This is a genomic window from Limnohabitans sp. DM1, assembly GCF_001269385.1.
Lineage (GTDB): Bacteria > Pseudomonadota > Gammaproteobacteria > Burkholderiales > Burkholderiaceae_C > Limnohabitans_A.
Genome location: NZ_CXOO01000061.1, coordinates 1 through 11,537 on the forward strand (window position 1 = coordinate 1; position 11,537 = coordinate 11,537).

9 protein-coding genes and 1 pseudogene are annotated in these 11,537 nt (G+C 59.6%); 9 read left to right on the forward strand and 1 reads right to left on the reverse strand.

What is annotated here, in order from left to right; translation table 11 throughout:
- The 6 genes from AMM33_RS19825 to AMM33_RS19850 form a co-directional block, all read left to right on the forward strand.
- A partial coding sequence (locus tag AMM33_RS19825) for a transposase (RefSeq protein WP_194945601.1) occupies nucleotides 1–170 on the forward strand: 170 nt, incomplete at its 5' end.
- Between the two features lie 208 nt (nucleotides 171–378).
- On the forward strand, nucleotides 379–861 hold the full coding sequence (locus AMM33_RS19830) for a YeeE/YedE family protein (RefSeq protein ID WP_090142974.1): 483 nt from the start codon (nucleotides 379–381) through the stop codon (nucleotides 859–861).
- Complete coding sequence (locus AMM33_RS19835) at nucleotides 858–1,292, forward strand: DUF6691 family protein (RefSeq protein ID WP_090142975.1); 435 nt, start codon at nucleotides 858–860, stop codon at nucleotides 1,290–1,292. The genes AMM33_RS19830 and AMM33_RS19835 overlap by 4 nt, the downstream gene beginning before the upstream one ends.
- Before the next feature lie 94 nt (nucleotides 1,293–1,386).
- Nucleotides 1,387–1,941, forward strand: a complete 555-nt coding sequence (gene efp, locus AMM33_RS19840; RefSeq protein ID WP_062404128.1) for an elongation factor P — start codon at nucleotides 1,387–1,389, stop codon at nucleotides 1,939–1,941.
- Between the two features lie 119 nt (nucleotides 1,942–2,060).
- A complete protein-coding gene (locus AMM33_RS19845) occupies nucleotides 2,061–2,948 on the forward strand; it encodes an LOG family protein (RefSeq protein ID WP_090142976.1) in 888 nt (295 codons plus the stop codon).
- Between the two features lie 70 nt (nucleotides 2,949–3,018).
- Nucleotides 3,019–3,954, forward strand: coding sequence for an alpha/beta hydrolase (locus AMM33_RS19850; protein ID WP_194945602.1), 936 nt, complete (start codon nucleotides 3,019–3,021; stop codon nucleotides 3,952–3,954).
- A gap of 171 nt (nucleotides 3,955–4,125) precedes the next feature.
- Here the strand turns inward: AMM33_RS19850 and AMM33_RS19855 are convergent, their stop codons facing one another.
- Nucleotides 4,126–5,235: a hypothetical protein gene (locus tag AMM33_RS19855; RefSeq protein WP_090142978.1), complete on the reverse strand. Its 1,110-nt coding sequence runs from the start codon at nucleotides 5,233–5,235 to the stop codon at nucleotides 4,126–4,128.
- A gap of 50 nt (nucleotides 5,236–5,285) precedes the next feature.
- On the opposite strand from AMM33_RS19855, the gene AMM33_RS22195 reads away from it, so the two are divergent.
- The 3 genes and pseudogenes from AMM33_RS22195 to AMM33_RS22625 form a co-directional block, all read left to right on the forward strand.
- Complete coding sequence (locus AMM33_RS22195) at nucleotides 5,286–5,657, forward strand: hypothetical protein (protein WP_194945603.1); 372 nt, start codon at nucleotides 5,286–5,288, stop codon at nucleotides 5,655–5,657.
- Nucleotides 5,658–5,713: 56 nt separating this feature from the next.
- Nucleotides 5,714–11,275: pseudogene (locus AMM33_RS22200) on the forward strand (YDG domain-containing protein); the annotation flags it as partial.
- Between the two features lie 185 nt (nucleotides 11,276–11,460).
- Nucleotides 11,461–11,537: hypothetical protein (locus AMM33_RS22625; protein WP_228768267.1), on the forward strand; the 77-nt coding region annotated here is incomplete at its 3' end.

An 11,537-nucleotide genomic window follows, 5' to 3' on the forward strand; every position in this document is an offset into this window, starting at 1 on the left:
GACCGCGCATCGAACAAGGCTTTGGTTGGGCTAAGACTGTGGGCCACATGCGCCAGGTGTTGGTGCGAGGTTTGGAGAAAGTCGATCAGATGTTTGTGCTGACGATGACGGCCTACAACCTCACGCGACTGCGCACGCTGGAACAGGTGCGTCTGCAAGGTGCCCGATGAGCGAAAAAAGCAGGGATAGGTGCGTCAAAACGCGGTTTTGAAGCGTTCCAAACCACTGGAATTTCAAAATGCGAAATGAAAATCTGAAAATGCATCTTCGGGGCAAGGTGGCCCCTCTGAATCGTTGAGTATTTCAGCAGCCTGCTAGAGCCTTCAAGCTGGATGTCCGCAAATTTGACCAGATCCGCGTACCCGATAATCCCGACCCATGACTCTGATCGACACCCTCTTCCCCCTCGGCTGGCAGCACTACCTGCTGGGCGGCCTGACCATTGGCGCTGGCGTGGCGCTGCTGTATTTGTTCAACGGCTGGGTTGGCGGCATGAGTTCCGTCTTTTCCAGCAGTTGGTCGTTCGTGTCCAAACGGGCGTTTTTTCAGCAAGCGCGCTTTGTCAGCACCCGCAACTGGCGGCTGGTTTACGCGCTGGGCGTGGTGCTGGGGGCGCTGGTTTGGCGGTTCACGCTGGCGGACGGCGAGGCGCAGCACACCAGCGTGCCCGCCTGGCAGCTGCTGGTGGGCGGCTTTTTGGTCGGCTACGGTGCGCGCTTGGGCAATGGCTGCACATCCGGTCACGGCATTTGTGGCCTCGGCTCCTTGCAACTGCCTTCGCTGGGCGCGGTGCTGACCTTCATGGCCACCGCCTTCATGACCGCCAACCTGATGGCAATGTTCACGAAAGGCCTGGCATGAACCCGCTGAACCCTCACACACTTTCTCTGCCCAAGGCACTGGTCACCCTGATCGCCGGGGCCTTGTTTGGCTTTGGCTTGTCTTTGGCCACCATGGTTCAGCCCGACGTGGTTTTGAGCTTTTTGCGCTTTCAGGACTGGGGCCTGATGCTGGTCATGGGCGGCGCAGCGGGCTTGGCCATGCTGGCTTACAAAGGTTTTCCGCGCTGGCTGGGCCGCCCCTTGCTGGGTGGTCAGTTCCTGACGCAACCGGCCAGCTGGAACCGCCAAACCGTGATCGGCTCGGCCATTTTTGGCGTGGGCTGGGGTTTGAGCGGGGTGTGCCCCGGCCCAGCCATTGCGGCTTTGGGCACAGGCAACACCGACATCTTGTGGGCTTTGGGCGGCATTGTGCTGGGTGCACTGGCCCATGGCCTGACGGCGCGGGACTGAGCGCCTGCAAGGGCCCTCGGCCTTAGCAGGCCCCACAGGTTAGAATAATGGGCTTGGCTTCAAGCCACCCTCTTTCATTTCAGACTCAATTCCTATGAAAACCGCTCAAGAAATCCGCGTCGGCAACGTCATCATGCACGGCAAAGACCCCATGGTCGTCCTGCGCACCGAATACCAACGCGGTGGCCGCGGCTCATCCACCGTGCGCATGAAGCTCAAAAGCCTGATCGCCAACTTCGGCACCGAAGTCGTGTTCCGCGCTGACGACAAGATGGACCAAGTCATCTTGGACAAAAAAGAGTGCACCTACTCTTACTTCGCTGACCCCATGTACGTTTGCATGGACACCGATTTCAACCAGTACGAAGTCGAAGCCACCAACATGGGCGACGCCCTGAACTACCTCGAAGACGGCATGGAACTCGAAGTGGTGTTCTACAACGAGAAAGCCATCTCGGTCGAATTGCCCACCAGCGTGGTGCGCGAGATCACCTGGACAGAGCCCGCCGTCAAAGGCGACACCTCCGGCAAAGTGCTCAAGCCCGCCAAGATCGCCACCGGCATGGAAGTGCCAGTGCCTTTGTTCGTGAGCCAAGGCGACAAGATCGAGATCGACACCCGCACCGGCGAATACCGCAAGCGCGTCTGATCAAAGGCGACTCCCGACAAAAGCCCCGCAAGGGGCTTTTTTTCATGGGCCCAAGCAGAGGTGGTTGTTTTCAAGGTTGTCGCAAGGACCATCGCAAAAGGCCATGCACAATCAAGCCCATGCCAAGCACTCCAGACCTCCAATCGCCTTCCCTGCCCCATGCCTGGGCGGAAACCCAAACCGACTTTCACGATGCCGCCTGGCTGGAGCCGCAAGCCGGTCGCCTCGCCTTTGCAGATCCCGAGTTCCTGCTGCGCCGCGAAACACGGGGCATCCGCTTTCAGCTGGAAATGCTCAAGCCCGATCTGGCGCAAACCGAGGCCGGCATCGACCACACCGTGGTGGTGTTTGGCAGTGCGCGCTTTCTGGACATGGCCAGCGCCCAAGCCAGATTGCAGGCCGCACAACGCATGGGTCAAGCAAGCGCCATCGCCCAAGCCCAAACCCTCGTACGCAACGCCCAGCATTACGAAAACGCCCGCAACTTTGCAGCCCTGGTGGCGCAATCCTCCGCAAGCCTTCCCGACGATGAAAAACTCTACATTTGCACCGGTGGAGGCCCCGGCATCATGGAAGCCGCCAATCGCGGTGCTCAGGAAGCGGGCGCACCCTCTGTAGCCTTGAACATCGCCCTGCCCCACGAACAAAAGCCCAACCCCTACGTCACCCCGCATTTGAGCTTCAAGTTCCATTACTTTGCACTGCGCAAAATGCACTTCATGATGCGCGCCAAAGCCCTGGTGGCGTTTCCGGGTGGCTTTGGCACGCTGGACGAACTGTTTGAAGTGATGACCCTGGTTCAGACCCGCAAAGCGCGGCCAGTGCCGATCTTGCTGTTCGGCACCGACTACTGGAAACGCCTGATCAACATGGACGTGCTGGTAGAAGAAGGCACCGTGACCCCGCAAGACCTGCAACTGTTTCGCTACGTGGACACCCCCGAAGCCGCTTGGCAGGCGATTGGCGACTTCTACCAGTTGAGCCCACAAGCATCTCGAACGCCGTAAGCAGCTGCTCACTCGCCATCCGTTTGGAAACATGCTGCACACGCATGACCGCCCCACCAAGGACTTCCACATGAGCGCACCCCAAACATTCACGCCCCATGGCCGGCGTGAGGCCCTGGCCTCGGACGTGCTGCGCACTGCGCTGCGCTGCTTGCTCAAACCCGTGTTGTCGCCACGCTGCCCGATCTGGTTTCAAAGGCTTTGGCTGCGGCTGATGGCCCAAGCCACGCGCATGCCTGCGGGTGTGCGCACCGAATCGGTCCACATCGCAGGCTGCGCGGGCGAATGGTTTTTGCCACTCTCCAATGGGGCCACACCCGGCATCACTCTGCTGTACCTGCACGGCGGCGCCTATTGCCTGGGCAGCCCGGCCACACACCGCGCATTGACCGCACGCCTGGCCCAAGCCAGCGGGCTGCGCGTGCTGTCGCTGGATTACCGACTGGCACCAGAACACCCATTTCCTGCCGCCTTACAAGATGCCACGGCCGCCTGCCTGGCGCTGCAAGCCCAAGGCCCGGTGCTGCTGGCGGGTGACTCTGCGGGTGGCGGTCTGGCCCTGAGCACTGCCCTGGCCTTGCGCGACCAGGGCCTGCCCCTGCCAGCAGCCCTCCTGCTGCTGGCACCCTGGGCAGATTTATCGCCAAGCAAGCCGGTCACCGTGCCCGCTGGTGAAGTCATGCTGAGCATGCCCTGGGCAAAGGCCTGTGCAGCCCATTACCTGGGCGGCCATGGGGCCGATCAGCCGGGAGTCTCCCCGCTGCACCAGCCCTTGCACGGCTTACCGCCCACGCTGATTCAGGTGGGCACCGATGACATGCTTTGCCCACAAGCCCTTGCGCTGCACCACGCGCTGCAACAAGCTGGTGTCAGCAGCCGCTGCGAGGTCACCGCGCATCGTTGGCATGTTTTTCAAATGCACGCCGATGTCTTGCCATCGGCCCAGGAAGCCATCGCGCGACTGGCCACATTTGCGAAGGCCCAGGCGGCAAGCGCGCAAGCCTGAGGGCTTTTCTATTCATCCAGTCCTTTGTCTTTCCGTAGATCGGTACGCGAAGAGTCCGACGTTTACCCGCTTCGGCACAGGCCTCATGTCGGCCCTGTTGCCACCAACCTGCGAATACAAGCCATGCGCATCATTTCCCCGGCGCGACGGCCCATGCATCCCATGCGCATTTCACAAAGATGAATCCACGGCCTCAATCCGCGCGGCCTGCTTGGCTTGCAGGGCTTGCTCTTTCAGCCAACGCTTGAGCTCTGGCCCGCGCTGGATGCGGCGCAAATCGGCGGACAAGCTGTCCACGGCGTGCCGCTGATCGGCCTGCAAGCGTTGCAGGGCTTGCGTGAGGGAGTCCTCTGGCATCTCTGCACGGACATGAATGCACAGCTCCCGCGTCAATCGCGCTTGCAATTGCGCCAGATCTTCCTCCAGCGCGGCCACCTGTTCCTTGAGCAGCACGGACATGGCGGCCAGCTTGGCATCGGCCACCGCATGGCCGGCCGACACATCCGCTTGCGCGAGCTGCATCTGCAGGCGCAGCAAAGTGCTCAGGTCTTGCCGCTCATACGCCGCATTGACCTCGCTCATCAACGCGGTCTTGCGCTGACGCTCGGCCTCGTCCGGTTCACGGTCAGGGTGCAAAGCGCTGGCCAATTGCCTGAAGATCGTGCGCAAGGCGCTTTGGGCGTCGGTTTGCTGCAATTGGGCCTTTTGCTGCGCTGCCGGTTTTTTCTGCGCCTTGCGGGCGGCGCGTTTGGCGGCTTTGCGCGCCTCATCAGCCTCTTGTTGACGCTGCCACTGGCCCATGGCCGCTTGCATCATCGCTTCGGGGGTGTCATACAAACTGGGGTTGTGAATGGGCTGCCCCCAGGCCGCCTCGATCTTTTCGCGCAACTGCTGCGCTGCCTCGGCCTGCGCCTGTGCGGCCTCCTGCTCCTCTTCGTCCTGGGCATACAGATCAGCCACCGCTTGCACCTGCGGGTCCGCCAGGCTTGGCAAGGCCGCGATCAGACTGCGCACTTTGTTGCGCGCCATGCGCTGCTGCTGCGCCGTCAAATCATTGTTCTGCACGCGTTCATGCACAAACAACATGAGGCTTTTGTTCAGAGCCAGCGTCTGCTCGGCCGCATCGCGCAAGACCTGGAGGTGGGCATAACGGTGCCGATCTGACCAGGCCTGCAGCCGCGCCATTTGCCCCGACAACAGCGCCACCCGGGCCAGCAGGCGATCAAAGGCCCGTTGGGCCTCAGAAGCCGGTGCAGATTTTTCAACACGAACGATGGACATGTGACTCCTTCAATGGGCCGCAAGCCTACTACGCTTTGCGGGGTACAGCCTTGGCGGGCGAAGCTCGACAGGGCGCAACGCCTACAGCAAAGGGTATGGGTCTGCATGGGCCTATTGCGGCGAGGGCGCCGCTCCTGCAAGAGAGCATCAATACAAACATCTTTGGTCTGAATCAAGCGGCAAAGATGCGCCGCAGTCTTTCGCACAAGACTTCAAAGAGCCGATCCGAGAGAACGCTTGGGGGCCGCTTGCTTTTTTGCTTGCAGGGCAAGCTACAAGCCCAGAAACATCGCGCTTGGTTTGGACCATTTGTGATCAAAAATCAAATTTTTATCAAATTCCACAAAAACACAGTGGAGTACCCCAAATGGGTGATTACTTTTGACACTAATTTCACCAAAATCAAATATAAACACATTTGAGAATTAATTAAATAATTTTCACAATTTGTTATTTTGTCCAATTTTGGTGTTCACAAATGAATTCAAATTTATTCAAGACCGTCTTTTCTCAGCGCTTGGGGGCATTGATTGCTGTTGGCGAGCACACCAGCGGGCAAGGCAAAGCCACGGGCGGTCACGGTGCAGGACATCAGAAACTGTGGAACCGTGCCACTGCGGGTGCCAGTTACTTTGGCGTGGTGAGTATGGGGTTTGCGTTCGTGACCCTGGCCTGGTCAGCCCCAGCCAACAACGCCCTGCCCTCTGGCGGCCAGGTGGCCCAGGGCGCAGCGGCCATCAGCCAAAGCGGCGCCAACATGGCCATCCACCAAAGCACCGCCCGCGCCGTGGTCAATTGGCAAAGCTTTGATATTGGCAAAGATGCCAAAGTCAACATCGTTCAGCCCAACGCACAGGCCGTGCTGCTCAACCGCGTCACTGGGGTGGCCCCCAGTCAGATCTTTGGCCAGATGTCGGCCAACGGCCAGGTCGTTTTGGTCAACCCCAACGGCGTCACTTTTGGCAAAGACGGCTCGGTCAGCGCAGCGGGCCTGACGGCCAGCACGCTCAACATTTCAGACGCCGACTTCATGGCCGGTCGCAAGCGCTTCACCCGCGACGGGGCCACCGGCGAAGTCGTCAACCAAGGCACACTGACAGCAGCCCCCGGCGGCTATGTGGCCCTGCTGGGCGCCAGTGTGTCTAACGAAGGTCAGATCTACGCCCCCCAGGGCAACGTCGCCCTGGGCGCAGCCGATGCCATCACCCTGCCCATGACGGGCACGGGCCGCATCAAGATGGCACTGAGCCCATCTGCCATCAACGCGGCCGTGGCCAACCAAAAAGGCGGCACCATCGTCACCGAAGGCGGTCAGGTCTATATGCAGGTTGCGGCCATGGGCCATGTCATGGCCAGCGTGCTGCAGTCTGGCAGCATAGACACCTCGGCCGAGCAAGGCGGCGCGGTGCACCTGCTGGCCGATGGCGGGCACATCCGGGTAGACGGCAGCATCAAGGCCAACAGCACCCAGGGCACAGCTGGCGGCGATATTTACATTGGCCGAGACAAAGACACGAATGTGTTGGCGGCGGTGGGCGATGTGAGTGGGGCGCGACTGGAATCCAAGGGTGGCTTCGTGGAGACTTCAGGGCAATACCTAGTGACCACGGGCACCCGTGTTTTGGCCAAAGACTGGTTGCTGGACCCCTACAACATCACTATTGCGCCCAGTGGCCCATCGGGTACAGCTTATTCAAGCACTTACAACCCGGGCGCGGACTCGCTCATTCTGGCCAGTGACATCGCGGCCAACCTGAACTCGGGCACCAGCGTCAACATCCAAACCGGTCTTGCCGGCTCACCAGGCTTGAGCGACGGGAACATTGTGGTGAATGCAGCAATTGTCAAGTCAGGCAGCAGCGACGCCAGTTTGACCTTGACCGCCAACAACGGCATCACGGTGAACCAACGCATCGGCCGTGCTGCTACAGACGCCACTTCAAGCGGCAAGCTGAACGTCGTCATGACCGCCAACGGCGACGCTACCAGTACCTCGAACAGCCAGGGTATTGCTCTGAATAACGTGATTGACGCCAACGGTGGCCAAGTGACCCTGACGGGTACGTCAAAGAACACCTCTGGCGTTCAACTGGGCCCCACCTACACATACGGCGTTACCAACAACAGTCTAAGCGGCGTGGTGTTCAACAACGGCTCTGGCATCACCGCAGACAACTTCCAAGTCACAGGCACGCACACGGTTGCGGCGGGCAATTCGTTTGGCGTCAACGGCGTTTACTTGAATGGTTCTGTCACCTTCAAAGCCACGGGCAACACCGACAGCAACATCACTGGCAACAGCAACGCACAAGGCAATTTTGGTGCGGGTGTGAGTGTGTGGGATGCAGCCACGGTTGGACTTGAAAACCAAGGTACTGGTGTCACCACGGTCAAGGGCTCAAACACGAATACAGCCGGTGGCAATGGTGTAAGGGTTTCGGCGAATGCCAGCACCGCCGTCATTAACGCGATGGGTCGGGTGACGATTGGACAGCAAACGGTTGGCGTGAATGCACCCACCTTTGTTCGCGGCACCATCAACGTCAGTCAAAACACATCCAATCTGAGTGGCTTGAGCATCTTGGGGCAAACGGGATTGAACACATCGGCGGTTCAAATATGGGACACCACCATCAGCGCCACGGGCATTGACGTGGTGGTTGATGGAGTAAGCGCCAATGGCACTGGTGTGAATATTCAAAACCCTTCAAATACGACCTGGACGACAAGAAATCTGACGGTCACAGGTGTGGCCAACACCACTTCGGGCTCTAGCGGTTCTGGTGTTGTTGTGCAGCGATTACCTAACTTTTTAACGGTCAACGCCAGTGGAAACATTGCCATTCTAGGCACCGTACAAGGTGCAGGCACTGGCCGGGGCCTTCACTTTGCTGAGAGCGGCTGGGGTGCCCAAGTGCCCAGACTGATCGCGACCGGCAACATCACGTTGCGCGGCAACAACCGAGCATCGGCAACGAACGTGTTTGAAGCGGTTTACATCGCCTCCGGTGTTCAAGTCACTGCTGGGGGCAACATCCTTGTGCAGGGTGAAACGAACAACACGGCGGCCAACGCCATCCACTTTTATTCGGCGGCCACTGCCTCCACGGCATGGAACACCGCAGGTGCCAGCGCTTTGCAAGGCAACACCACGCTTCAAGCCACAGGCAACGTGTTGGTTCAGTCGAATCAGGGCGGCATTTTGTTGAACAACCAACTGTCAAGCACCTTGAACAACGGCGGCACGCCTTTGTTGACGTCGGACACCAAAATCACGGGCAAGAACATCACCTTTGACAACACGGGTGCGGGCATGACCACCGGAGCCAGCAACACCCTGGGTTCGGGCAGCATTGATTCAACCACAGGGGCGATCACTGCAGGCTCTGGCAGGGCCACAGGTACAAACACAAACGTCATCAACTTCGCTGACAACCGCGCTATCCATGCCACCGGCAACCTGAACATCATGGGCGCATCGACATCGGGCGATGGTGTCCGATCCATTGCCAAGATGGAGGCTGGCGAGAGCCTCACCATCGCGGGTCAAACCCAATCAGCTGCCCATCGGGCCGTCGTCATCACCAACAATGGTGCTTTGAATGGCACCCTGAAAGTGACTGACGGCAAAACCATCAACATCCATGCCAATACCTTGACCTTGGGGGGCGCTGCCACTGCTGTGGATGCAGGTACAACAGGCACCGTCAATATCAAAACGGGGACTTCGGGCAACGAGATTGTGATGGGCGCCGCTGATACGCTCAGCACCACACTTGCGAGCCAAAAGCTGGGCATCGATCAAAGCGAACTGAACCGCATCAACGCAGGCCATCTGGTGATCGGTGACACCGCAAGCACAGGAAAAATCACTGTCTCAGGTGCTACAACGACCGCAGCAACGACGGGCAACATCACCTTGCAAACGGGTGGCAACATCGAAGTGAATGCGGTCTTGACTGCGGGTGATGACCCTGGGACCACTGCTACGGTTGAGGCCTCCAAAACCCTGACCTTGAACGCCACAGGCGCCAACAGCGCGGTGTCGCAGACGGCCGCCATCAAAGCCGCAGGCCTGGAATTGCGGGGCGCCAACGCCACGCACACGCTGACCAACACAGGCAACGACATCCAGAAACTCGCAGGCAACACCAAGACGGTCAGCCTGACCAACAACCAAGCCTTTGCCATCGACACCGTGAACACGGCGGGCCTGAGCACCTCGGGCAACACCACCTTGAGTTCGACAGCAGCGGTCACGCAGGCCCAGGCCATCAACGCGGCAGGTCTGGAATTGCTGGGCACAGGCGGCAGCTACACCCTGAACAACGCCAACAACACGGTCCAGAAACTCGCTGGCAACACCGGATCAGTGGCGCTCACCCACCAAGGCGATCTGGAAGTCGACACAGTCAACACCACCGGACTGAGCGCCACAGGTGACGTGTCGATCACGACCGCAGCAGGCAGTACGCCAGGCCATTTGACCCTGAAGCAAAACATCACCGGTGCGAATGTGAACCTGAACGCCACAGGGTCCTTGCTGCGTGACGGCAACGCCACTGCCTCGGCCACATCACTGCTGCGCATCAAAGCCGGTGGCGGCATCGGCACATCCACAAGCCGCATACAAACCGATGTGGCCACCTTGTCGATGGAATCCGCTGGCGACCAATACGTCACCGAAGCCAACGCCATCACCGTCGCGGCCAAGTCCACCGCAGGCAGCGTCAACATCGACGCCACCACAGGTGCCTTGACCGTGGGCAGCTCGACACTGATTGACGGCACCACCGCCATCGACGGCGTCAGCGCCGCCACAGGCGTCGTCGTTACCGCCCAAGCGGGCGACCTGAGCATCACCCAAACCATCAGCAACAGCGCATCGGGCGATGTGGTGCTAGGGGCGGGCGTGGCCAGCGCGGCAGGTGCTGGCTTGACCTCAAACGTCAAAACCACCTTGGGTGCAGGCGTGTCAAATACCGGCACAGGAAAACTCCATGTCTACACCGGCTCCTCAGGCACGGGCGCAACAGGTGCTTTGTCAAATCTGGATGCTTCGCTGAGCGACTTGTACCTGTCGGCTATTGGCAGCAATGGCCAGAATGCCGATTCATTTGTGAAGTACGACCCCAGCAGCATGGGTATCAGCGGTGCAGGAACGACAGCCCAAGTCATGTTCCGCGAAAAAGTGGCGCTGGAATTAACCCGGGGTGTCAGCGTCAACCCTAGCTATGGCGATGCCAACACTCAGAACGATGCGACTTCCCAAACAGCGTTGTGGACAACTGTGAAAAATGCTTTGGGTGCTGCGAATGGCACGGTAGACAAATCAACTGACACAGGTGCATTCCACATTTCAGGCGCAGCCCTCGCCAATGACCTGAGTGAAGCAGCCCTGTCCAACGCCAGCTACAGCGGAACGGGCTACCTGAAATACACCGAAAATGCCTACAACTACGGCTCACTCATCGGAAATAAGTACGCCCCCGTGCTGTCCAATGATCAGCAGCTGAAAGTCGCTGTCGCAAAAAAGACCGTCAGTCTGGACAGCATCACCGCCGCCCACAAAACGTATGACGGCAGCACCACGGCCAGCATCTTGTCGGGCACGTTCAGTGGCACCGTCACGGGCGAGACCTTGGCCATCAGTGGCTCGGGCAGCTTCTTAGACAAAAACGTGGCCAACGGCAAAACCGTCACCATCGCCGATGTCACCACCCTCACACCGGCCAATGGCTCGGGCGACTGGGCCAACTACAGCCTGAGCACCACCGGCAGTTTGTCCACCAGCGCGCACATCACGCCCAAGTCGGTGACTTTGGACGCCATCGTGGCGGCCCACAAGACCTATGACGGCAACACCGTCGCGGCCATCACCTCGGGTGTGATCAGCGGCACCGCTGCAGGCGAAACCCTGAGCGTCACGGGCGTTGGTGTCTTTGCTGACAAAAACGCCGCCAGCGGCATCGCGGTCAATGTGGCAGATGTCACGGCTTTGACCCCAGCCAACGGCAGCGGCAACTGGGCCAACTACACCCTGACCACCACGGGCGCGGCCTCCACCACCGCCAACATCACCAAAGCCAGCTTGCAGGCAGCTTTGACCGGCACGGTCGAAAAAACCTATGACGGCACCACCGTAGCCAACAACTTGAGCAACAGCCACTTTGCCCTCACGGGCTGGGTGGGCAGCGAAGGCGCCAGCATCTCGCAGGTCAAAAGTTGTTCTGGCTGTCGCTGGAGCCGCCACCACCGAGCTACGGCCTGAGCATGCCCCCGCTCAACCAAGGCGGCTGGTT